This is a genomic window from Variovorax sucrosi, from assembly GCF_051216635.1.
In the GTDB taxonomy this organism is placed as follows: Bacteria; Pseudomonadota; Gammaproteobacteria; order Burkholderiales; family Burkholderiaceae_C; genus Variovorax.
The window spans coordinates 84,136-107,538 of sequence record NZ_JBPJZU010000011.1 but is presented as its reverse complement, the minus strand read 5'-3'; the positions used below and the strand labels follow the sequence as shown (position 1 = coordinate 107,538).

Sequence of the window (23,403 nt, the reverse complement as noted above, 5' to 3'; positions counted from 1 at the left end):
TGAAGACCACCCACAGTCATGCCGATCAAATCCGGCAAGCAACCATCGCGCAGTCAACCGCAACCGCGAAATCGCTGCGCCTTCGCAAATCGCCCGCCTTCTGGGCATCGCCAATTCGACGCTCTATCACTGGCTCGCCACGCGCGACGACATGCCGAAGTTGCGGCGCCTGTCCACGCGCTGCGTGGTCGGTGACCGCGATGAGTGGCTGCAATGGCGTGACAGCCATTAAGGAAGGTGTGATGCTGAACAATTCTCACCCCTCCCCCAAGCCAGGCACGCCCTCCTTCGCAATTGCGTCCATCGCCACTGCGATGAAGGCGGTGGCGTTGCTCAAAACGGCTACTGGCGAACGGCACGACGAACTGCCCGTCGCCGAGTTCCGTTTGGATGCGAATCCGCGCGCTGAAGGCGCTCTTGAGGGCGCCGCTGTTTCGCACAAAATTGGATCACATCGCTGGCTGCGCAAATGGCCCCGACCTTATCGCGGACATTCGCAAGGGCCTGTCTGTGGAGATCATGTGCAAGCGGGTGTGCATGCCCGACCGCGACGGGCGACGCTGCATGCCTGGTCAATACTCGCTTTCGCCCGATGATCGCGCCAAGGTTCTGAACTGGTTTCACCAGCACGATCCTGACGGAATCGCAGGAGCGACACTTGACAATGCCACGCCCCCACCACGCGCCGGCAGCGATACCGTCGCCAAGGCCGCTCTCGCACCATAGGGGTGGCGAGATCCAAGAAGTTCGCCGCGGACTCGCGAGATGGCGGAGGCTTCGTTGCCCTGCCGTTCGCAGTGCTTGCGTCCGAGGCGTTCAGGGACTTGTCCCTGGCGGCTCGGGCCCTACTGCTGGACATTTCGATGCAGGTCCGTGGCGACAACAATGGCGCGCTGCTGTGTTCCAGAGCTCACATGAAGCCGCTGGGCTGGAGTTCGAATGACACGCTGACAAGAGCCAAGAATGAGCTGATCGATCACGGCTTGTTGTATGAGACCGTCAAGGGGCACCGTCCCAACCGGGCCAGTTGGTATGCCGTGACATGGAAGCCTCTGGAAAGGCTCAGGGGTTTCGATGAAGGCGCGGCGCTCCTTTTCCGGCGCTCTGCGTACAAATGGTGGCGCCCTAAAAAACGCGATCCTTAACCCGAATGGCGGGACAGGAGAGCGCTTAGCTGAACCGCCCGGCGGGACAGCGCATGCTTTCTCTGTCCTGCCTGTCGGGACTGTCCGAGCCTTTCGGGCTGCTCGCTTGTCCCGGCAAACGGACACCATCTAGAAGTACCATCGACACACACCCCTCCAAAGGGGCCTGCGGTCCACGAGCCTTCATCAGGCCCGCCCACCAATTCTGCGACTTACTTGGTGGGCGCTGTCCTGCGGTAAGTTGCCCAGTACGGCCAATCGTGCCGTGTCACGCCTCCTTGATCGCGGCCTCGTCGGAGGCATCACTGTCACTTTGAGGGAGGGCGCACAGAAGTCGCGAGAACTCTCCGCGCAATTTTCCTAATTCCTGCTGGATAAAAGAGGCCGCCAGCGCTGAGTAAACGCCCTTTGCACGCTCATGGCGCTTGAGGCGCCCGATCTGCTTGATCGCCAAATTCAAAATCTTGGCACGTCCTTCCTCAGGTAGATCCAGCGTAGTCTCGAGGAGTTCTCGGATGTGGGTGATTTCCAATGCGATCTGCTGTGTAAGCATCGCCCGACTTCCCACTAGGCCATCTCGATTTAGCCCATAGACGTCAATGCTCACCCGACCACGACGATCCTCTTTCGTACCCTCCAGGACGGAGGCGACCAAGGGAAACTCAAGGTGCTCTACGACCCATCGAATGTGCTTCTTGGGATCATCCCGCGTGGGGTCAAGCAGGATCGGATGTTCGAGATTTTCATCATCAGCCTGCGACTCAGCGCGCTTCGGGCCAGCAATGGGAAAGCAGCTTCGCTTACCAGCGACGTTTTGCATGTAGCTGACGGAGCCGTCTTCCGCGAGAGAAACCAGACGCTGCATACGCGCACGATTGCAATCGGTACAGCTCGGCAAGAGGTTCTCCCAGCACAGCGCCAGCCACCAGTAGCCCCGATGCTTCTCCCCTGGCAGTCTTCCTTTGGGACGGTAATGTTCGACATCCATCTGCTGCGTTCCGCGATAGAAGCTCTCGCAGTACGCACATTTGCCATGGAAAAGTGACGTAAGCGCCGTGCGGACATCCTCGGCCTTGTACGCTTCGAACTTGTAGGCCGCCTTCGGCTCCGGCGCTCTTCCATAGTGTGCACGGGCCTCTAGTTGCTCTCGAGCGGCATCAGAATGGGAGTCGATCAAGGAACTCGGGCAAGCAATCGCCTTGCGATCGACCCGCCTCATGCAATGCTCCCGTCGAGGACGTCAAGTACAGCGCGTACCGCGTCCTCGCGCGCCGCAGCGGTTTTCAACGGCGACGATGCGCGAATCGATAGATACCGCGCAGTGGCTTCTGCAAGGATCTGCTGTGCCGGATCATCACCAAGCAAAGTCGTTTGCGAAATACGTTGGGCGAGAGTATCGAGTAGCTTCTTCGAAGCAGCTTCACCATCGACACTCGTCGTCGCAGCCCTAACGTACTCTTCGAGGAGCAACTCAATCTCAGGATCGGTCGTACTGGCAAGACCGAAATACTCTGAAGTCAGCAGTTGTTCCGCTCGCATGCCTTGGACGTTGGGTAAATTCGTAAGAGATTCAATTCCGTCGTATTCGTTCCGCACCAGAACTTGCACTTCACCGTCCACCATTCCCCGCAAACACAAAGGATCATGAGTTGTGACGATGAATTGGACCTGAGGCATCGACCGCCGCAACGCCGACATGACTAGCATCTTCCAGCGTGGGTGGAGATGAGTTTCAACTTCGTCGATGAGTACGACGCCTCTGGCTTCTTCCAGATTACCCCAGCGCTCGACCATCCTTCTCATGACATCAACTGCCATAGAAAACAGAGATCGATAGCCGTCGCTCATGCGTTCAATAGGCGTGGTGCGCCCGTGCGCTTTAACTTGCACGTTTCCCTCGTCATCCCGGCTGATGTGATCGTCCGCTTTGAGAGCAAGCACTTCGTTCAATGCGCGCGCAACGGCTTTGAATTCGTCGTCATTAGCCTCGCGGAGCCACTGTGTGGGATCCGGGATCGGAGCCAAGGAGTCAAAGAGAGTTCGACTTGCTTGGGCAGAGCCGCTCAATCGTCCGCGTCGAAAAACCCGGTGTGCTCCGTATGCCAAAACCAACACACCCAAGTCCCCGCTGTTGCGCTCAACGCCCGAATTAACATCGATTTCCAGCTTGACCAACTGGCCCGAGTCGAGTTCGAGGACCACTCGCGCTGGTTTTTCGTTCACCATCTTCCAGCCATGTCGCTCACGGCTCACAAAGTCCTCAACGTCTAATCGCAGCCCGCGACGCTGTGCGGGGGTGGCTAACGCGAGGTATATGGCCTGCAACACACTACTCTTGCCCGTGGAGTTCTCGCCCAAGAGCATCATGGACCCCGTCGAGTGTCTGGAGCCGGTTGGCACCTCCAGCTCCAGCAGTTCGATGCCTTTGAAGTCGTGGATTGCTATACGCCTCACTCGCGCTGCTGCGCTTCGCTGCGACAGGAGTGGATGGACGACGTCAAATGTCGGGCGCCGTAGGATCCTTTTCAATGCGCCAGCGTCGAGGGTCATATACCGGGTGAGCGCCGATTGCCATGTCGAAAGGTCCAGCGTTGCCAAGAGCGATTCAAAATGCTGGCGAAACGCCTTTGCGCTTCCTCTACCCCTGCCCGCCAGGGTGGCTCCCGCGGGAAGCAGATCACAGATCGTCCGCAAAACTAGTAAACATGCTCCAGGCCGTCTTTCACCTGCTCCTCGCGCAAAGCGTCTGAGATCTTCGCCATTGCCGCCGCCGATGAAAAGTCGGAATGAACCGATGATTCTGCCCACCAGTTCAGCGCGTTCCTCCACAAGTGTTTTTCGATTTAGCTCGACGATTTCTATGGTGGCGTCCCCGCGTTCGGTGCGAGCGACGAAGACTCCTTCGCGCCAAATGCAAAGATGACGCAACGGTTCATCAACGCACGGGTCCAAAAGCATAGGCCCTTCCGAACGCCCCGCTTCCTCCCAAGTTCCGAGGACTGGCGCCCTTGCGCGTTGGGTCGGAAACAAATTGCGCTTTGAAGATTGGCAGGCGGGGCAAACCAGAAGTAGGTTCTCCCAGTCATAGGCAAACCATCCGTAGTGATCGTTGCTCGTCGCGCCCTTTCCGTCGTCAGCGCTTGACAACGGGCGAAAGTGATCAATCACGTCCGCGCTTCGAAAACGAGAAGCTGGGTTCTCGCAAAAGGCGCATGAATCGTGGAAAAGCTCTCGCAATGACGAGTTGACCTCCGGGTTGTTGAGCAACTCGATGTCGACGGGGGCTCGCTTGACCTCTCGCAGTTCATCGGGAAGTGCGTAGTGTTGGCGCAAGCGCGTGCGCGCTTCTTGCACCCTGCTACTCTTCAGGAACGCCGGTGCAAACGCCTTGCTTTTTTCGCACTTTTTCATCCTGCTCGACCCTTTTAACTTTGGGTCAACATTATGGCGGGCCCTCCAATGAAATAGCGCCGTCGCCCTCGGCGGCGGATCCAAGGTTCGACCCGTTTTCCACGTGAGGCGGCCTCTCGTCCAGTCGAAGCACCTTCTTCTCCATCGCATTTGGCGGCTCATTGCCAAAAAGAAGCGACGCATCGACTTGATAAGCCGACCAGATTCGAAGCGGCTCCGGCAATTGGGCCTCGAGCTCGGCTGGTAGCGGATGCGGCGCATCTCCGCAGTAGTTCGCGCCTAGGTATACCTCCTCGCGTCACGGGCTCACCACTGTCGAGCAACTTGTCCAGCAGTGGGTCCCGGCCGCGCAGGACTCGCAGCGCCTTCCGCAGGGCCAGGGGTTGATCGCCTGGAAGTGGGTCGACCCTGGCTGCTTTGACCGCGCGGTTTCCAAATTTCGCCGCCTGGTATCGACGCCAAGCGCCCTCTGCGCGTGGCAACCCGCGACTACGTCGTGCCGGTTAGTGGGTCGGTAAGTGCACTTTGCGGGCACCCGATCCGCATCTCCCCACTCCTGAAAACAAGGCGAAAGTTGATGAAAGTTGATTCGAGGAGGCTTTCAAGGCACAATCCCCTCCGATGCATAACACCCTGAATGCCGACAGCGTCAAGCTCGCCCTTAGAGGCAAGGGATGGTCGCAGAAGGAGCTAGCAGCTTCTGTGGGTGTGTCTGCCCAATCGGTGACGAACTGGCTCAAGGGCGCAGACTTTCCGCGGCCCGATAAGTTGCTGAAGCTGGCCACAACTCTGCGACTGCGTCTCGACCAACTGGTGGCTGCTTCGCCCGAACGTGCTGTCAATCAGCCAGTGGTGGCATTCCGCCGCCGTGCCGCCACCAAGACCACTGAGGCCCACATAGCTAAGGCCCAGGCTATGGGCGCACTGTTGGGGCCACTCGTCCCGCACCTACAGCCATTGCGCGCGTTGCGCACGGCCATCGCTCAGCCGTCAGCTGCCTATACCGACCTGCAGCGAACCGTTGCCCAGACCCGCGACAAGTTGGGCCTGGGTCAGCAGGCGGTGCTGGACTACGGCACGCTCATTGGCGAATTCGCTGCCAACGACGCCTTCTTAGTGCCTGTGTTGTGGGGCGCCCAGCAGCATCACGGCAACGCGCTTCACATCCTGCTGCCTGCGCTGCACGTGACGTTCATTTACCTGAACCTCGACACCTATATCGAGGATTTCAAGTTCTGGATGGCACACGAGCTCGCCCACGTGTACACGCCCGATCTAGCTGGCTCCGATGCGGGCGAAGACTTTGCTGACGCATTTGCCGGCGCGCTGCTCTTTCCGCAACCCCTGGCCGCCGTTGCTTACCGCGAAGCGGCAGGCGCTCCGCGTAAAGCCGGTGCCATCGCCGCGTTGCAGCGACATGCCCAGGCACACCAGATCTCGCTCTTCACCGTCTACTGCCAAGCCCAGGCTCACGCCAAAGCCATGGGCCTGCCGACGCTGGAACTAAACGAAAAGACTGACATTCATGCCGTGCGTAACTATCAGCGGGGCGCGTTGGTCAGTGCGCTGTTGTTCGACCCGCTGCCGCCCGAACCTGCGGCCTACGTCGCCGCGGCGCACAACGTCTTCGGCAGCGACTTCTTCAACGCCTTGCGTCGCCTGCTGCACACCCACGGCACCGGCCCAGGCTATGTGCAGCAGCTGCTAGACATTCCGATGTCCGACGCCACCGCGCTGCACCAAACGCTGACGCGCGCCTGAGCGCATGGCGGTTGCACCGGAAATCGCCACGCTGGTGCTGCTGGATACCAACGCCTACCTGCGCCTGGCAAAACGCATTCGCCCGCTACTTGGCAGGCCATTCGGTCAGAAGGGCTACGTGCTCACCATCCTGCCCGACGTAGAAGACGAAGTGCACGCCAGCGGCCGGCTGCGCTACCACTTCCCGTGGTTCGACGCCGACCCGGCGCTGGTCCAAGAACGCTTTGCTAAACGTATGCGCCTGAGCGCTGACGAACGCGAGTTGATCGACAGTACCAACCGCTTCCTGTACGACTGGGTGCAGCTAGACGTGGATCGCTACCTAGCGGGCGGCGGCTCGCCACCCGGTCCCACCGACTGCCGTGTGCTTGCCTTCGGCCAAGTGCGCCCAGCCATCGTGGTGACCGACGACCTGGGCATGCACACCCTGGCTCAGGAGTTCGGTATTACGGTTTGGCACGGATTCGAACTGCTGGCCAAGCTGCGCACTGCCAAGGTGGCTAGTGACGCACTGGTGCGCGAGATTTACGAGGCGTTGGAGGTCAATGGCGACCTCACAGCCACTTGGCGCGAGGCCCGGCACACGGTGCTGGCCAAGGTGTTCGGACCGAAGCGCTGAACGTTCCTAGTAGCCGCGCCGCCTGAGTTCCCAAGGGGTGAGCATCCCTCTCGGCCGATAGTAAGCACAGGCGCGCGGGCCTTCGTCGGGTGGGCACCGCCACTCAATCGGGATGGCTTCGAGCGAACGACCCTCATAGAACGAGTCGCGCTTCGCGGCAAGGAAAGAGAGCACCCCATAGATGCACTCATCGTCGTAGAGCTCACCTGAGCCCTCGGCGAATTGCTCGCTGGGATCACAACACACCTTCCATGACGAAAAGGCCACTTTCAACTCACTCTCCAAACGGCGCGCGGCACCTACTGAAGATAGCCGGAGGCAACGGCTCGTCAAGAAGTCGAACTTCAGCCAACCACGAACGGCGTAAAGGCGTCCAGGCAGATTCTCTGAGTAGCCAATCTTTATCCGCCCCTTCGAGGGCTCATGCGCTACATAGACGAATGCAAACATTTCGTCATTCCCTGGCTCTCTATGCCCAGTCCTCTGCCAACGCCTTCGCCTGCATCAGCACCAATTCCACTGCCCCATCCTGCTGATCCGGTGGGTATTTGTACTTGCGCAGGATGCGCTTCACCATCAGCCGTAGCTTGGCCTGTACGCTCTCCCGCGCTGACCAGTCGACGGTCAAGTTCGCACGCAAACTGGCCGCTAACTCGCCGGCGATCTTTCTGAGCGTTTCGTCGGCCAGTTCGCGCACGGCCGACTCATCGTTTGCCAAGGCGTCGTAGAAGCGCACCTCGTCCTCGGAGAGCCCAAGTGCCTCGCCTCGGCTTGCAGCCTCGCGAAACTTTTTCGCCATCTGGATCAGCTCTTCCATCACCTGCGCGGCTTCGATGGAACGGTTTTGGTAGCGCTGCACCACATCGGCCAACATGTCGGAGAACTTCTTGTCCTGCACCACGTTGCCAGCGAAACGGCTCTTGATCTCGCCCTCCAGCAGGCGCTCCAACAACTCGACCGCCAGGTTGCGCTCTGGCAGGTTGCGCACCTCGGCGAGGAAGGCGTCGTCGAGGATGCCGATGTTGGGCTTCTCGAGCCCCACAGCGTCGAACACGTCGACCACCTGGTCGGATACCACTGCCGAGCTGATGATCTGCCGGATGGCGAGTTCCCGCTCCTCGTCGGTGCGGCGCTTCTGGGTCAGCTCGCGCTTGGTCAGAACCACCTTGACGCCCTGGAAGAACGCGACCTCCTCGCGTACCGCCTTGGCTTCGTCCAACGTGCAGCACAGCGTGAACGCCTGGCTCATCGCAAGGGCTGTATCGGCGAATCGCTTCTTGCCGTCCTTGATCCCAAGCACATGGTCGGCGGCACCCGCCAATGCCTTGTGGCCGCCGGTCATGAAGTTGCTGTAGTCGAAACCGTGCAGCATCGCGCGCAGGATGTCGAGCTTCTCGGCCAGCACGCTGTAGGCCTCATGAGCGTCAACCGTGGGCCGGCCGCGGCCGTTGCTGGCCGTGTACTCCTTCAACGCGGACTTGAGCTCGTTGGCAATGCCGATGTAGTCGACCACCAGGCCGCCCTGCTTGTCGCGGAACACGCGGTTGACCCGCGCGATGGCCTGCATCAGGTTGTGGCCCTTCATCGGCTTGTCGATGTACAGGGTGTGGACGCAGGGAGCGTCAAAGCCGGTCAGCCACATGTCGCGCACGATCACCATGCGTAACGGGTCGGCGGGGTCCTTAAATCGCTTCTCCAGCCGTTTCTTGATCTGGGCGCTGTAGATGTGGGGCCGCAGCAGCGCCTTGTCGCTGGCCGAGCCGGTCATCACGATCTTGATCGCGCCTTTTTCGGGATCCGGGTCGTGCCAGTCGGGGCGCAGCTTGATGATCTCGTTGTACAGGTGAACGCAGATGTCGCGGCTCATGGCGACCACCATGGCCTTGCCGGTCTGGGCCTTGCCGCGTTCCTCGAAGTGAGCCACCAGGTCAGCCGCCACGCTGGCGATGCGGGGCTCGGCACCCACCACCTTCTCCAGCGCGGCCCAGCGGCTCTTGAGTTTGGCCTGCTCGCTGTCTTCCTCATCCTCGGCGAGCTCGTCGACCTCGGCGTCGATGTCGGCCAGCTCGTCCTTGAGCCCCAGCTTGGCCAGGCGCGACTCATAGTAGATGGCCACGGTGGCGCCATCTTCGCGCGCCTGCTGCATGTCGTAGACGTGGATGTAGTCGCCGAACACCGTGCGGGTGTCGCGGTCTTCACTGGAGACCGGCGTGCCGGTGAAGGCCACGAAGGTGGCGTTGGGCAGTGCGTCCCGCAGGTGCTGGGCGTAGCCGACCTGGTATCGCTCGACGGTAGAGGGCGGCGGCGCGAAGGCCACACCGTGCGCGGCGGGCTCGCCCGAGCCGGTGGTCAGCACGGTGGGCGACGCAGCGCCCGCTCGTTGCTTGACGGTCTTGAGCTTGGCCTCGAAGCCGTACTGGGTGCGGTGGGCTTCGTCGGCCAGCACGACGATGTTGTGGCGGTCGGAGAGCAGCGGGAAGCTGTCCTCGTCCTCGCCTGGCATGAACTTCTGGATGGTGGCGAAGACGATGCCGCCCGAGGGCCGGTTGCCGAGCTTGGCGCGCAGGTCCTGGCGGGTCACTGCCTGCACCGGCTGCTCCCGCAGCAGGTCCTGCGCGAGGGAGAAGACACCGAACAACTGGCCGTCGAGGTCGTTGCGGTCGGTGATGACCACGATGGTGGGGTTCTCCATCGCGGGCTCCTGCATCACACGCGCCGCAAAGCAGGTCATGGTGATGCTCTTACCGCTGCCCTGGGTGTGCCAGACGACGCCGCCCTTGCCCTTGGTCACGGCAGGGCCCTCGGGGCGGGAGGCGGCCACAACCTGCGCGATGGCGGCACGCACGGCGTGGAACTGGTGGTAGCCGGCGATCTTCTTGACCAGACCGCCATCGTCCTCGAACAGCACGAAGAAGCGCAGGTAGTCGAGCAGGTAGGCCGGGGCCAGCACCCCGCGCACGAGCGTCTGCAGTTCGTTGAACTGACCCAGCGGGTCGAGCGTGACGCCATCGATAGTGCGCCAGGCCATGAAGCGTTCGCGGTCGGCCGACAGCGACCCCATCCGTGCTTCGGTGCCATCGGAGATGACCAGTACCTCGTTGTACTGGAACAGGTCCGGGATCTGCTCCCTGTACGTTTGGATCTGATCGTAGGCGCGCCAGATGTCGGCGTTCTGGTCGGCGGGGTTCTTGAGCTCCAGCAGCACCAGCGGCAGGCCGTTGACGAACAACAGGATGTCGGGGCGGCGGGTGTGGTGCGGTCCCTTGATCGAGAACTGGCTGACGGCGAGCCACTCGTTGTGGACCGGCTCGGCCCAGTCGATCAGGCGGACAAAGTCGCCGCGGGTTTCGCCGTTCTTCTGGTACTCGACCGGTACGCCAGCGATCAGCAGTTGGTGGAAGCGGCGGTTGGCGGCAAGCAGCGACGGGATGCCGAGGTCGAGCACCTGCTTGAGGGCGTCGTCGCGGGCGGAGGGTGGGGTGGTCGGGTTCAGGCTGGCGATGGCGCGGCGAAGGCGCTCGACCAGCAGGACGTGGCGGTAGTTGCTGCGTTCGGGATCGTTGCCATCGGGCGCGATGTCGGGGCCGTGGAGGTGGGTGTAGCCCACGTCGGTGAACCAGCCGATGGCTTCTTGTTCGAGCTGGTTTTCGGTCATCGCGGCGGTCCTACTGGATGGGGGCCTCTGCGTCGAGGATGCGCAGTTGGCCGGAAATCAGGCGGGGAAGCAAGGTTTCACGGAGGATGGAAAGCGTATCGGCTTGTTTTAGATTCAGCCTAACCTTTTGGTGGAATTGAATGGCGAGAGCCTCGTAGGCGACCACACAGCTCCTCGAAGGGATCAAGTATTTCAGGCTATGCACATGGTTGCGGTTCAACGTTGGCACAGCAGAACCGGCATTGAACGCACCGAAGTCCAAACGCCTCAGCACCTCGTAGGCATAGCACGGCGTCGCAGCCCGAAAGTCCTTGACCCACAGCGTGGTGTTGAGTGGCCAATGGTCCTCCAACTCAAGAAAGACTCGTCCCAATAGGCCGGATCTGCCAGTCACAACCCCAGGACCTTTTGCCATGGGCACGACGTGCGTACCACTTGGCCCGCTTGCAGCAATGATCGGATAGGCACCCGGAATCCGATTTTGAGACGGCAAATCAAAGCCACGTTGCAGCACAAGGAGGTCCTGCAGCGTCCCGACCGTCCACCCCTGTGGCACCAACCCCAACTCCGACTCCTCAAAGCTGTTCGGAAACAGCGCCGCAGTGGCTTCGTCCATGCCTGCCAGGGCAATGCCCTGCTGCTTCGCACGGACCGGATCGAAATCGACGAACCACGACTTGAACAGCGCCTGCGCGATGGCTTCGAGGGTGGTGTTGGTTTCACGCAAGAGGGCGATGCGGTCGTCGAGGGTGCCAAGAAATCCACCGACCTCTATCTGCTCACGCAAGGGGGGCCACCTTGTTGGGATGGGGTGGACGTGATTTCGATTTAGCGTTGGATTTGCGGACCCCACGTCGAGTGCGCTCAGATCTCGTGCATGGGCAAGAAAGAAATAATAGACGAACAACTCGTCATTGCCGTGGAAGTTCTTAACCCAGAGCGTCGTGTCATGGGGCCAGTAGTCCTCGCTAATGTAATGAACGCTACCGACAACACCTTTTCGGCCCAATACGACACCAGGCCCCTTCACCATCGCAGTGTCATGTCGACTACTGATGCCGGCGGATGAGACTACTGGCACCGAACCAGCTCGTTGTGCAGCCTTTGTAATGTCGAAGCCGCGTTGAAGGGTCGCCTGCTCCCCAATGGTGGTCTCAAACCATTCAGAACTCATACCCCAGCGCCCCCAGCTTCTGCCGAATCAGTTGGTCGAGTTCCCCCGCCTTGGCCATCTGCTCGCCCAGCTTCTCGGTGAGCTTCTGCATCTTGTCTGCGAAGTCCTCGTCGTTGTCTTCGACCTCTTCCGCGCCGACGTACCGCCCCGGCGTCAGTACGTGCCCGTGGTCGGCAATCTCGGCCAGCTTCACACTGCGGCAGTAGCCCGCGATGTCCTGGTACTCGCCAGCTCCGGCCTCGCCTCGCCAAGCAGCGACAGTAGCGCCGATGCGGTCGATGACTTCGTCGGTCAGTTCGCACTGCACGCGGCTGATCATGGTGGCGAGCTTGCGGGCGTCGATGAAGAGCACCTCGCCCTGACGTGTACGCTTCTCCTTGACCAGGAACCACAGGCAGGCCGGAATCTGGGTGTTGAAGAAGAGCTGACCGGGGAGTGCCACCATGACCTCGACCACGTCGGCGTCGACCATGACGCGACGGATCTCGCCTTCGCTGTTCTGGCTCGAACTCATCGAGCCGTTGGCCAGCACGATGCCGGCCCGGCCGCTGGGCTTGAGGTGGTACAGCATGTGCTGTAGCCAGGCGTAGTTAGCATTGCCTTGCGGCGGGTCGCCATACTGCCAGCGCGCATCGCCCGTCAGGCTGGCGTGCCACCAGTCACTGATGTTGAAAGGCGGGTTGGCTAAGATGAAGTCGGCCCGCAGATCGGGGTGCTGGTCGCGCACGAAGGTGTCGGCCGGTTCGCGCCCGAGGTTGAACTCGATGCCGCGGATGGCCAGGTTCATGGCGGCAAGGCGCCAGGTGGTCGGGTTGGCCTCTTGGCCGTAGATCGACACGTCGCCCAGCTTGCCACCGTGGGCCTCGATGAACTGCTCGCTCTGTACGAACATGCCGCCGGAGCCACAGCAGGGGTCGTAGACCTTGCCGTGGTGTGGCGCGAGCACGGCGACCAGGGTCTTGACAATGCTGCGCGGTGTGTAGAACTGCCCGCCCCGCTTGCCCTCGGCGCTGGCGAACATGCCGAGGAAGTATTCGTAGACCTGCCCGAGCACGTCGCGGGCCTCGGCCGCGTCCACACCGAAGCCGATGGTGGACACCAGGTCGACCAGTTCGCCGAGCTTGCCATCGGGCAACTGGGCACGCGCGAAGCGCTTGTCGAGGATGCCCTTCAGCTTGGGGTTCTCAACCTCAATGAGCGACAGGGCGTCATCGATGCGTTTGCCGATGTCGGGCTGCTTCGCGGCGGCGCGCAGGGCTTCCCAACGGGCGGCTTCGGGCACCCAGAAGACATTGACCTCCTTGTAGTAGTCGCGGTCTTCGAGCTCGGCGGCGATGACCTCGTCGGTGCTCTCGGGCAGGTGATAGGCGTCGGTCGGGTCGGCGAAACGACGCGCAAGTTCAGCGCGGCGGGCGGCGAAGGTATCCGAGATGTACTTGACGAAGATGAGGCCGAGCACAAGGTGCTTGTATTCGGCGGCGTCCATGTTGGCGCGCAGCTTGTCGGCGGTGGCCCAGAGGGCTTTCTTGATGTCTTGATTCATGTCGCCAGGGAATGTAGTTCACCGTGCGACAGTCCGTCGCGATGAGTTCTCCGCACAGCCGACGCCGGCGCGCCTGAAGCTCGAGAACTCCGAAGACGTGGGGACCCCGATGCCCAAGCTACGAACCGGCCGGGTGCCACGTGGTATCCATCGCTGGTATCCACGCCTGAGGGCCCTGAGCGCGTTCGCCTTGCGTTGTCCGAATCCGTCAGACTCCAACGCCAAGCCACAGCGGTGTGCCCCCAAACCGGAAACTCATGCCCCCAGTTGTGCCCCCATGTGCCCCCGGATTCATCCATACTTTCATGGACAACGACAGACAGAACGCAGCGGACTGTCGAGGGAAAAATGAAAAAAGCCGGAAGCACTTGCATGCTTCCGGCCTCAAATTTGGTCCCGCCGCCAGGAATCGAACCTGGATCTCAGCCTTCGGAGGGCCGAATTCTATCCGTTGAAATACAGCGAGAAAATCTCGCGGATCGGTCCGCGAGCCAGCGATTATCTCCCATCACGCAGGCAGGGCGCACGGCGCACTGGCCGGGGCCGGCGGGAGCGGTGATTGCGCGAAGCCCAGGCCGCTCACATACACACCGAAAGCGCGGCGTCCGACCTGCACGAGGTCGAAGGCTTCGGGGTCGAGCAGCCAGTTCTGGATCAGGCCGCTGATCAGGGCGTGCAACCCTTGCGCGGCGGATGGCGCGGGAATGGCCAGGCGCAGGTGCCGCGTGCGCGCGGCCAGGCGCAATGCGCGTTCGAAGTCGGTCACGCAGGCGTTGCGCATGGTCAGGTGGCGCCGTTGCACCGACGCCATGTCGTGGGTGTATTCGACCTTGTGGGTGGCGACATCGAAGACCCGCCGCACCTGCAGGTCGGTGGTCACGGTCTTGAGTGCGGCGATGAGCACGCGCTCGACCTCGCGCAGCGGGTCGTGCTCGCCGGCCTGGCTGGACGCCTGGACCGCGGCTTCGAGCGGCAGCGTGACCCGGTCCATCATCGCGTTGAAGAGGTCGGCCTTGTCCTTGAAGTGCCAGTACACCGCGCCCCGCGTCGCACCCGCCTGTTCGGCGATCTGCTGCAGCGAGGTCTGGGAAACGCCTTGGGCCTGGAACAGCACCTCCGCCGCGTCCAGCAGCCGATGGCGTGTGGCAAGGGCTTCTTCCTTGGTGTGGCGAGCCAATTTGTCTCCTGCAATCCGATCTGTTGTCGATGTCCTGGACTATACATGCACGAATGTATGTAAACTAGTCGCCTTCGATGACCCAGCTGACCGCCAGGCCTTGACGGTGATCAAGGCCGTCGCACGTCGTCTTTCGTCGTCCCCTTTTCTGCTTCAAAGGAATCACATGCCGCAATTGCATGTCTCTTCACGTCGTTCGTTGTCTTCGTGGCGCCTGGCGGCCGCCGGTATGGCGGTGCTGGCCGCGGTTGCGCTGACGGCGTGCGGCAAGGGCAAGGAGCCCGCCGCCGCAGGGGGCGCGCCCGGTGGTGCCGCGCCGCCGCCGCCGGAAGTGGGCGTGGTGGTCGCGACGCCGACCGACGTCGGCCTGGTGACCGAACTGCCCGGCCGGCTCGAGGCCTCCCGCGTGGCCGAGGTTCGCGCCCGTGCCGCCGGCATCCTGCAGGAGCGGCTGTTCCGCGAAGGCAGCGACGTGAAGGCCGGCCAGCCGCTGTTCCGTATCGATTCGGCACCGTATGCCGCAGCGTCGCGCAGCGCGCAGGCCAGCCTGGCACGTGCCGAGGCGAATGCGGTGCAGGCCAAGGCGCTGGCCGACCGCTACAAGCCGCTGGTCGAGGCCAACGCCGTGAGCAAGCAGGAGTATGCGAATGCCGTGGCGTCGCAGAAGTCCGCGGAAGCCGATGTGGGCGTGGCCCGCGCCTCGGTGACCACCGCCAACATCAACCTGGGCTACGCCGCGGTGACCGCGCCGATCTCGGGCCGCATCGGTCGCGCGCTCGTCACCGAAGGCGCGCTGGTGGGGCAGGGCGAAACCACCGCGCTGGCGGTGGTCCAGCAGATCAATCCGCTGTACGTGAACTTCACCCAGTCGGCCAACGACGTGCTGAAGCTGCGCCGGGCCATGGCCGACGGCCAGTTCAAGCGCGCCGACGGTGCCGACGCCGCCAGCGTGCGCGTGGTGCTCGAAGGCGGCGGCGAATACCCGACGCCGGGCAAGCTGCTGTTCTCCGACCTCACGGTCGACGCGACCACCGGCCAGGTCACGCTGCGCGCCGAGCTGCCCAATCCCAAGGGCGAACTGCTGCCCGGCCTGTACGTGCGCGTGCGCATCGAACAAGCCCAGGTGAGCAACGCCATCACGCTGCCGCAGCAGGCCGTGACGCGCACGCAGCAGGGCGACACGGTCACCGTGGTCGGCGCCGACGGCAAGCTGAGCAAGCGCACCGTGAAGGTCGGCACCGCCAAGAACAACCAGTGGGTGGTGATGGACGGCCTCAAAGCCGGCGAGCAGGTGATGGTCGACGGCTTCCAGAAGCTGCAGATGCTGCCGCCGGGCACGCCGGTGAAGGCGGTGCCATGGACGCCGCCGAGCGCCTCGGCTGCAGCGCCGGCTGCACCGGCCTCTGCCGCTTCGGCGCCTGCCGCACCGGCCTCGGCCGCCAAGCAGTAAGGAGCCCGCCCGCATGGCCAAATTCTTCATCGATCGCCCCATCTTCGCGTGGGTGATCGCGCTGTTCGTCATCGTGATGGGCGCCGTGTCGATCACGCAGCTGCCAATCTCGCAATACCCGCCGGTCGCACCGCCGGCCATCGTCATCAACACGGCCTACCCGGGCGCGTCCGCGCAGACCCTGGAGGACAGCGTGCTGTCGGTCATCGAGCGCGAGATGAACGGTGCGCAGGGCCTGATCTACATGGAGTCGGTGGCGCAAGCCGACGGCACCGGCACGATCACCGTGACCTTCGAGACCGGCACCAACCCCGACCTGGCGCAGGTCGACGTGCAGAACCGCTTGGCACGCGCCACGCCGCGTCTGCCGGCGTCGGTGACGCAGCAGGGCGTGCGCGTCGACAAGTCGCGCAACAACTTCCTGCTGTTCACCATCCTGTCCTCGGACGATCCTGCGATCGATCCGGTGGCGCTGGGCGACTATGCGTCGCGCAACGTGCTGCCCGAACTGCAGCGTGTGCCGGGCATCGGCCAGGCGCAGCTGTTCGGCACCGAACGCGCGATGCGCGTGTGGGTCGACCCGGCCAAGCTGCAGGGCTTCAACCTGTCGCCGGGCGATGTGAACGCGGCCATCCGCGCGCAGAACGCGCAGGTGTCTTCCGGCTCGATCGGCGACCTGCCCAACATCACCGGCCAGGCCATTGCCGCCACCGTCGTGGTCAAGGGCCAGCTCAACACGGTGGACCAGTTCGGCAACATCGTGCTGCGCGCCAACACCGATGGCTCGGCCGTGCGGCTCAAGGACGTGGCACGCATCGAACTCGGTGGCCAGAGCTACGCCACCTCGGCCCGCCTGAACGGCCAGCCGGCCGTCGGCGTGGGCGTGCAGCTCGCGCCCAGCGGCAATGCGCTGGAGTCCGCCAAGGCCGTCCGCACCAAGATGGAGGAGCTGTCCAAGTTCTTCCCCAAGGGCGTGAAGTGGAGCATTCCCTACGACAGCTCGCGCTTCGTGAGCATCTCCATCACCGAAGTGGTCAAGACGCTGTTCGAGGCCGTCGCGCTGGTGTTCGTCGTGATGTTCCTGTTCCTGCAGAACTGGCGCTACACGATCATCCCGACCATCGTGGTGCCGATCGCGTTGCTGGGCACCTTCGCGGTTCTTTCCGCGCTGGGTTTCTCGATCAACGTGCTCACCATGTTCGGCATGGTGCTGGTGATCGGCATCGTGGTGGACGATGCCATCGTGGTGGTCGAGAACGTCGAACGCATCATGACCGAGGAGCGCCTGGGTCCGCTCGAGGCGACCCGCAAGGCGATGCAGCAGATCTCGGGCGCCATCATCGGCGTGACCGTGGTGCTGATCTCGGTGTTCGTGCCGCTGGCCTTCTTCGCCGGCTCGACCGGCAACATCTACCGCCAATTCTCGGCGGTGATGGTGACGTCCATCGCCTTCTCGGCCTTCATGGCGCTGTCGCTCACGCCTGCCCTCTGCGCGACGCTGCTCAAGCCGGTGGAAGACGGCCACCATGAGAAGAAGGGCTTCTTCGGCTGGTTCAACCGCAGCTTCTCGCGCACCGCCAAGGGCTACGAAGGCGTGGTGGCGCGACTGCTCAAGCGCGCTGCGCGTTACCTGATCATCTACGTGGCCATCGTCGGCGCGGTGGTGGTGCTGTTCCGCGGCTTGCCGACTTCGTTCCTGCCGCAGGAAGACCAGGGCAACATCATCGTGAACGTTCAACTGCCGCCGGGCGCGACGCAGGAGCGCACGCTGTCGGTGATGCAACAGGTCGAGGGCTTCATGCTCAAGCAACCCGAAGTGCAGAGCATGGTGGGCGTGCTGGGTTTCAGCTTCTCGGGTCAGGGGCAGAACTCCGGCCTCGCCTTCGTGACGCTCAAGGACTGGGAAGAGCGCAAGGACGCCGGCCAGTCGGCCGATTCCTTGGCAGGCCGCGCCTTCGGTGCGCTGTCGGGCGTGCGCGATGCGTTCATCTACCCGCTGAGTCCGCCACCGATTCCCGAGCTGGGCAACGCCAGCGGCTTCACCTTCCGGTTGCAGGATCGCAGCGGTGCCGGCCACGAAGCGCTGATCAACGCGCGCAACCAGATGCTGGGCATGGCCAGCAAGAGCAAGCTGCTCGCGCAGGTCCGACCGGACGGTCTGGAAGACGCGCCGCAGCTGCAGATTGACATCGACCGCGACAAGGCGAGTGCGCTGGGCGTGACCTTCGATGCGATCAACACCACGCTGTCGACCGCGTTGGGTTCGAGCTACATCAACGACTTCCCGAACCAGGGCCGCCTGCAGCGGGTGGTGGTGCAGGCCGACGCGCCGGCGCGCATGCAGCCCGACGACCTGCTCAAGCTCAACGCGACCAACACGCAGGGCAACCCGGTGCCGCTGTCGACCTTCGCGTCCACGCGCTGGGCCAACGGCGCGCAGCAGACGGTGCGCTACAACGGCTACCCGGCGGTACGTATCAGCGGCTCCGCGGCACCGGGCTCGAGCTCGGGCGACGCCATGGCCGAGATGGAGAAACTGGCGGCGCAGCTGCCGGCAGGCTTCGGCTTCGAATGGACCGGCCAGTCGCGTGAGGAAAAGCTCGCGGGCTCGCAGGCCATCATCCTCTACGGCTTCGCCATCCTGGCGGTGTTCCTGTGCCTGGCGGCGTTGTACGAAAGCTGGTCGATCCCGCTGTCGGTGGTGCTGGTGGTGCCGCTCGGCGTGCTCGGGGTGGTGCTGGCGACGATGCTGCGCTCGTACTCGAACGACGTCTACTTCCAGGTCGGCCTGATCACCATCATCGGCCTGTCGGCGAAGAACGCGATTCTGATCATCGAGTTCGCGAAGGACCTGCAGGCGCAGGGCAAGGGCGTGGTGCAGGCCGCGCTCGAAGCCGCGCACCTGCGCTTCCGGCCGATCATCATGACCTCGCTGGCCTTCGGCCTCGGCGTGGTTCCGCTGGTGACCGCCTCGGGCGCCGGCTCTGCGAGCCAGCGCGCCATCGGCACCGGCGTCATTGGCGGCATGATCACCGGCACGGTCCTGGCCGTGTTCTTCGTGCCTGTGTTTTTCGTTGTCGTGCGCACCTTGTTCAAGGGCAGCAAGCGTCAGCTGGAGGCGGACCGGCGCCACGCCGCGGCCGCAGGAATCGAGCCTACCCATGACTAAGCGATTCAACTTTCGCGGCACCCTGAGCGTGGTGGCTGTGGCTGCCTTGCTGGCCGGCTGCTCGCTCATCCCGATCTACGAGCGGCCGACGGCCCCGGTGCCGACGACCTTCCCCAGCGACCCCGCGCAGCCGGCCGGCCCGGCCGCGGCCACGGTGCCGTGGCAGGACTACTTCGCCGACCCGCGCCTGCAGGGATTGATCCAGACGGCGCTGGCCAACAACCGCGACCTGCGGGTGTCGGTGCTCAACATCGAGCAGGCGCGCGCGCAGTTCCAGATCCAGCGCTCGGCCCTGTTCCCGGCGGTCGGCGTGTCGGCCAGCGGCTCGCGCTCCAGCCCGAACGCGCTCCAGGCCTTTGGCGTGGGCGGCAGCGTGAGCTCGAACTATTCGGTCAACCTCGGCATCACCGCCTGGGAGCTCGACTTCTTCGGCCGCATCGGAAGCCTGAAGGAACAGGCCCTGGCGCAGTACCTGTCGACCGAAGAGTCGCGCAAGGCGGCCCAGATCAGCCTGATCGCCGCGGTCGCCAACGGCTGGCTCACGCTCATCGCCGACGACGAGCTGCTCGAACTCACGCGCCAGACGCTCGGCACGCGCGAAGAATCGGTGCGGCTGACCAAGCTGCGTTTCGAGAACGGCGTGGTGTCGGAGATCGACTACCAACTGGCCAACTCGCAGGCCGAGAACGCGCGCGCCACCTATGCACAGCAGCAGCGGCTGCGCGCCCAGGACGAGAACGCGCTGGCGCTGCTGCTCGGTGCGCCGGTGCCCGCCCAAGCGCTGGCGGGCGGTGCCCTGCGGCTCGACGCCGCGGCACCGATGCGCGACCTGCCGGCCGGCCTGCCGTCGGACCTGCTGATCGAGCGCCCGGACATCCGCGCGGCCGAACAGCAACTGATCGCGGCCAATGCCAGCATCGGTGCGGCCCGGGCGAACTTCTTCCCGCGGATCTCGCTTACCACCAGCGTCGGGACGGCCAGCAGCGAGTTCTCCAACCTGTTCGACAAGGGCACCAAGGCGTGGTCCTTCGCACCGTCGATCACCTTGCCGATCTTCAATGCGGGCGCGAACCAGGCCACGCTCGACTCGGCACGCGCCGGCCAGCAGATCGCGGTGGCGCAGTACGAGAAATCGATCCAGACGGCGTTCAGCGAAGTCGCCGACGCGCTCGCCGGGCGCGCCACGCTGGGCGAACAGGTGCGTGCCCTGCGCGCGCAGGCCGATGCCGAGGGCGTGCGCTTCAAGCTGTCGGACCTGCGCTACCGCAACGGCATCGCCAGCGCGCTCGACCTGCTCGACGCGCAGCGCTCGCTGTTCGCCGCGCAACAGGCGGCGGTGCAGACGCGCCTGCTGCAGTTGCAGAACCAGGTGCTGCTGTACAGGGCGCTGGGCGGCGGCTGGACCAGCCGCTGATCGGGATCGCACCGCCCCGGTCCGACGGCCGGGGCGGCTCCCTATAATCGCCGGTTGGTTCGAAGCCCCCGAGAAGCCCCCGATTTGAGGACGCCATGAGCGCAGACCCGCACTACCAGGCCACAGAAGAAGCCCACACCGGCCCGATCAAGAACCCGAAACAACTGCTGCTGGCGGTCTTTTTCTCGTTCGTCGCACCCATCGCCATCATCGTGGGCCTCGTGGCCTTCGTCGTGTCGGGCACCCGGCCTTCGGGCACGGCCGAGGGCGACAGCATGGCGCTGTACGGGGTTTCGCAGGACGCGCGCGATCGCGAACTCGGCGAGCGGCTCAAGAAGGTCGGCGCGATCGAAATCCGCGATGCCAACCGCGCGCTGGCGGCGGGCGAGGCGGTCTTCAAGGCGCAGTGCATCGCCTGCCATGGCGCCCCGGGCATCCCGGGTGCCCCGCACCTCAACGACACGGCCGCCTGGGCGCCGCGCATTGGCCAGGGCTACGCCACGTTGCTCGAACACGCCCTCAAGGGCAAGGGCGCGATGCCGCCGCAAGGCGGCGGCGACTTCGAAGACATCGAAATCGGCCGTGCGGTGGTCTATCTGGCCAACGCCGCCGGTGCGACCTTCCCGGTGCCCGACCGTCCTGCCGCAGCGGCTGCGCCGGCCGATGGCGCAGCGTCCGGCGCGGCGCCGGTCGCCGCCAAGTAAGCGGCGTTCCGTCGCCCCTCCCCGAAGCCGGCTGCATGCCGGCTTTTCTCATGGTGCCGCCCGGTCAGGCGGCCTGGTGCGCTGTCGGGCTCAGCACATGGCCGAAGCGCAGCGGCAGGTCGATGGCCCGGACTTCCTCTGGTGAAGGCCAGCGGCCCTGCTCGATGGCATCGGCGGCCAGGCCCACGTCCTGCGTGTGCACCAGGCCCAGCCCCAGCGGCGTCACCAGGTACACGCGGCCGGCTTCGTCCAGCAGGCAGGCGTCGATGGTCGTCGGAGTGCCGGCGTGCGAAGACACCGAGAAATCCTCCGCCACGCGCCAGACCCAGGGGGCGGCTTCCAGTTCGACATACACCCGTTGCGGCCCGTTCTGGAAGAACCACTGGCCGGCTTCGTCGTGCTCGTAGTTGCGCTGGATGAAGTCGATCAGCTTGTCATGCCGCAGCAGCGAGCCCTTCGACCTGGGGAAGGGGCCTGCCGCCTGGGTCCGGTCGTCGCGCATGTACCAGTTGCCACGGGCATCCAGCCCCAGCCAGCCGTGGCAGTGGGGCACGTTCGGCCATTTGGCCAGCGCTTGCTTGACGATGTCGTCCATGCGGCGATTCTGCGCGCAGTGCTACACGTATTGCGTCAGCCAATCGCCCACGTGCGCGGGCAAGCCGCGTACATGGCCGGGCGGCAGCCCGAGCGGAAAGCCGACGTGGCCGCCGTGCGCCGGTTGCCACAGGGTGACGTGCGCGCCGACCTCGGCCTGCCGCGGCAGGCTGGCGGCGGGCACGAAGGGATCGTTCAGCGCGTTCACCACCAGCGTCGGCACGCGGATGGTGGCCAGGTGCGGCTTCGCGGAGCCGCGTGACCAGTAGTCGTCGACATCGCGAAAACCGTGCAGCGGCGCGGTGAACAGGTTGTCGAAGGTGTACAGGTCGCGGGCCGCCAGCAGGGCGTCGCGGTCGAACAGGCCGGGGTGCTGCGCCAGCTTGGCCAGCGCCTTCGGCTTCATGGTTGCCAGGAACATGCGGGTGTAGACCAGCCGGTTGAAACCGCGGCCGATGGCGGCGCCGCCGGCCGCGAGGTCGAGCGGTGCCGAGATCGATGCCACGGCGCGCACCCGTTGGGCGGCCGCGCTGCCGGCCTCTTCGGCCCAGCGCAGCAGCGCATTGCCGCCCAGCGAAACGCCGGCCGCCAGCAGCGGACCACGATGGTGCTCCGCGAAGTGCCCCAGCATCCATCCGACTTCCTCGAAGTCGCCCGAGTGGTAGGCCCGCGGCGCCAGGTTGATCTCGCCGCTGCAGCCGCGGAAGTGCGGCACCGCGAAGCCCCAGCCGCGGGCGGCGGCGAAGGCGGCGAAGGCCTCGGCGTAGTGGCTGCGCGACGAGCCTTCGAGGCCGTGGAAGAGCACCAGCAGCGGAGCCGACGGCGCGGCGGCATCGACAAAATCGACATCGACGAAATCGCCGTCGGGCGTGGGCCAGCGCTCGCGACGGTAGGTGGGCGGCGGGCCCTCGGTGCGGCGCGCGTAGAGCGCCGGCCAGATGGTCTGCAGGTTGCCGCCAGGCAGCCAGCGCGGTGCGATGTAGCGCATCGGTGCAGGGGGTGCAGGAGATCCGTGCAGCCGATCAGTGAAGCGTCTGGCGCGCGTCGTTGTCGTCGTCGGGCTCGTGCGCGCTGCCGGGGCTGGCGTGGTGCGCCACCAGGTGCCAGCCCTGGGCGGTCTTGTGATAGACGTTGGTCGCCAGCACGAAGGCGTGTCGCGGGCCTTCGGCGGTCAGGACTTCGATGCGTTCGAGCACGTTGTGCACCGCGCTGGCCAGCGACTCGACCTTGCGCACCCGCGCCGGCCGGACGTGGATCGCGCCGTTGGCGAACATCTGCTCGAACGCCGCGCGGATGGCGCCGGTGCCCACCAGGCGCGGGCCGCCGGGGTGCACGCAGAACACCTCGTCGTCGTCGGCCCAGCAGGCCATGAGGGCTTCGATGTCGCCGCGTTGCAGCGCCTCGTAGAACGCGATCTCGACATCGTCGGCGGTGCCGCCGACGGCCGCGGCGCGGAGCTTGGTCTTGGTGGACATGGGTGCAGATGTAGGAGGAGAGGGGATTTTGCCTGTGCCGGATGTCGGCTGGGCTATGCTTGCCGCCCACCCGCCGCCTGCCGCATTGCCGTGCAGCCCGGCATCGATCGAT

General features: G+C 64.3%; 18 protein-coding genes and 1 tRNA gene. 8 read left to right on the top strand and 11 right to left on the bottom strand.

All coding sequences use genetic code 11. The annotated features are described in order from the left end of the window. Positions 1 to 242: 242 nt before the first annotated feature. Together ACSFBE_RS21075 and ACSFBE_RS21070 are read left to right on the top strand one after the other, a co-directional pair. The gene (locus ACSFBE_RS21075) at positions 243 to 596 is read left to right on the top strand and encodes a hypothetical protein (protein ID WP_435492365.1); all 354 of its coding nucleotides are present in this window, start codon (positions 243 to 245) and stop codon (positions 594 to 596) included. A 267-nt stretch (positions 597 to 863) separates the two neighbouring features. Next, positions 864 to 1,145 carry a hypothetical protein gene (locus ACSFBE_RS21070; protein WP_435492364.1) on the top strand — a complete coding sequence of 94 codons (282 nt, stop codon included), beginning with the start codon at positions 864 to 866 and terminating at the stop codon, positions 1,143 to 1,145. 268 nt (positions 1,146 to 1,413) lie between these two features. On the opposite strand, the gene ACSFBE_RS21065 is transcribed toward ACSFBE_RS21070, so the two are convergent. Both ACSFBE_RS21065 and ACSFBE_RS21060 read right to left on the bottom strand, forming a co-directional pair. Further along, the gene (locus tag ACSFBE_RS21065) at positions 1,414 to 2,364 is read right to left on the bottom strand and encodes an HNH endonuclease family protein (RefSeq protein ID WP_435492363.1); all 951 of its coding nucleotides are present in this window, start codon (positions 2,362 to 2,364) and stop codon (positions 1,414 to 1,416) included. Beyond that, on the bottom strand, positions 2,361 to 4,556 hold the full coding sequence (locus ACSFBE_RS21060) for an AAA family ATPase (RefSeq protein WP_435492362.1): 2,196 nt from the start codon (positions 4,554 to 4,556) through the stop codon (positions 2,361 to 2,363). The genes ACSFBE_RS21065 and ACSFBE_RS21060 overlap by 4 nt, the downstream gene beginning before the upstream one ends. 621 nt (positions 4,557 to 5,177) lie before the next feature. Here ACSFBE_RS21060 and ACSFBE_RS21055 point away from each other — a divergent pair. Then, a complete protein-coding gene (locus ACSFBE_RS21055) occupies positions 5,178 to 6,317 on the top strand; it encodes a helix-turn-helix domain-containing protein (protein ID WP_435492361.1) in 1,140 nt (379 codons plus the stop codon). Between the two features lie 4 nt (positions 6,318 to 6,321). Further along, the gene (locus ACSFBE_RS21050; protein ID WP_435492360.1) at positions 6,322 to 6,936 is read left to right on the top strand and encodes a hypothetical protein; all 615 of its coding nucleotides are present in this window, start codon (positions 6,322 to 6,324) and stop codon (positions 6,934 to 6,936) included. 6 nt (positions 6,937 to 6,942) lie between these two features. On the opposite strand, the gene ACSFBE_RS21045 is transcribed toward ACSFBE_RS21050, so the two are convergent. From ACSFBE_RS21045 to ACSFBE_RS21020, 6 genes are all read right to left on the bottom strand, one after another. Beyond that, complete coding sequence (locus ACSFBE_RS21045) at positions 6,943 to 7,386, bottom strand: GIY-YIG nuclease family protein (RefSeq protein ID WP_435492359.1); 444 nt, start codon at positions 7,384 to 7,386, stop codon at positions 6,943 to 6,945. 19 nt (positions 7,387 to 7,405) lie between these two features. Continuing rightward, positions 7,406 to 10,591 (bottom strand): type I restriction endonuclease subunit R, encoded by a 3,186-nt coding sequence (locus tag ACSFBE_RS21040; RefSeq protein WP_435492358.1) that lies wholly within the window; start codon positions 10,589 to 10,591, stop codon positions 7,406 to 7,408. Positions 10,592 to 10,601: 10 nt separating this feature from the next. Beyond that, on the bottom strand, positions 10,602 to 11,765 hold the full coding sequence (locus ACSFBE_RS21035) for a restriction endonuclease subunit S (protein ID WP_435492357.1): 1,164 nt from the start codon (positions 11,763 to 11,765) through the stop codon (positions 10,602 to 10,604). Continuing rightward, positions 11,755 to 13,308 (bottom strand): class I SAM-dependent DNA methyltransferase, encoded by a 1,554-nt coding sequence (locus ACSFBE_RS21030; RefSeq protein WP_435492356.1) that lies wholly within the window; start codon positions 13,306 to 13,308, stop codon positions 11,755 to 11,757. Before ACSFBE_RS21030 ends, ACSFBE_RS21035 begins: the two co-directional genes overlap by 11 nt. Before the next feature lie 391 nt (positions 13,309 to 13,699). After that, positions 13,700 to 13,774: transfer RNA gene (locus ACSFBE_RS21025), tRNA-Arg, on the bottom strand. A 42-nt stretch (positions 13,775 to 13,816) separates the two neighbouring features. Next, the gene (locus ACSFBE_RS21020; RefSeq protein ID WP_435492355.1) at positions 13,817 to 14,485 is read right to left on the bottom strand and encodes a TetR family transcriptional regulator; all 669 of its coding nucleotides are present in this window, start codon (positions 14,483 to 14,485) and stop codon (positions 13,817 to 13,819) included. A 166-nt stretch (positions 14,486 to 14,651) separates the two neighbouring features. On the opposite strand from ACSFBE_RS21020, the gene ACSFBE_RS21015 reads away from it, so the two are divergent. The 4 genes from ACSFBE_RS21015 to ACSFBE_RS21000 all read left to right on the top strand — a co-directional run bounded on the left by ACSFBE_RS21015 (position 14,652) and on the right by ACSFBE_RS21000 (position 21,222). Beyond that, a complete protein-coding gene (locus ACSFBE_RS21015; protein WP_435492354.1) occupies positions 14,652 to 15,935 on the top strand; it encodes an efflux RND transporter periplasmic adaptor subunit in 1,284 nt (427 codons plus the stop codon). A 13-nt stretch (positions 15,936 to 15,948) separates the two neighbouring features. Further along, positions 15,949 to 19,104, top strand: coding sequence for an efflux RND transporter permease subunit (locus ACSFBE_RS21010; RefSeq protein WP_435492353.1), 3,156 nt, complete (start codon positions 15,949 to 15,951; stop codon positions 19,102 to 19,104). After that, complete coding sequence (locus ACSFBE_RS21005; RefSeq protein ID WP_435492352.1) at positions 19,097 to 20,518, top strand: efflux transporter outer membrane subunit; 1,422 nt, start codon at positions 19,097 to 19,099, stop codon at positions 20,516 to 20,518. The genes ACSFBE_RS21010 and ACSFBE_RS21005 overlap by 8 nt, the downstream gene beginning before the upstream one ends. Positions 20,519 to 20,613: 95 nt before the next feature. Further along, entirely contained in the window at positions 20,614 to 21,222 is a 609-nt protein-coding gene (locus ACSFBE_RS21000) for a c-type cytochrome (RefSeq protein WP_435492351.1), read from the top strand. Positions 21,223 to 21,286: 64 nt separating this feature from the next. Here the strand turns inward: ACSFBE_RS21000 and ACSFBE_RS20995 are convergent, their stop codons facing one another. Genes ACSFBE_RS20995 through ACSFBE_RS20985 form a run of 3 tightly spaced genes read right to left on the bottom strand, consistent with a single transcriptional unit; the run spans position 21,287 to position 23,291 of the window. Continuing rightward, positions 21,287 to 21,817, bottom strand: a complete 531-nt coding sequence (locus tag ACSFBE_RS20995) for a DUF2946 family protein (protein WP_435492350.1) — start codon at positions 21,815 to 21,817, stop codon at positions 21,287 to 21,289. A gap of 21 nt (positions 21,818 to 21,838) precedes the next feature. Continuing rightward, on the bottom strand, positions 21,839 to 22,804 hold the full coding sequence (locus tag ACSFBE_RS20990; RefSeq protein WP_435492349.1) for a YheT family hydrolase: 966 nt from the start codon (positions 22,802 to 22,804) through the stop codon (positions 21,839 to 21,841). Positions 22,805 to 22,838: 34 nt separating this feature from the next. After that, positions 22,839 to 23,291 (bottom strand): YybH family protein, encoded by a 453-nt coding sequence (locus tag ACSFBE_RS20985; protein WP_435492348.1) that lies wholly within the window; start codon positions 23,289 to 23,291, stop codon positions 22,839 to 22,841. Positions 23,292 to 23,403: the final 112 nt, after the last annotated feature.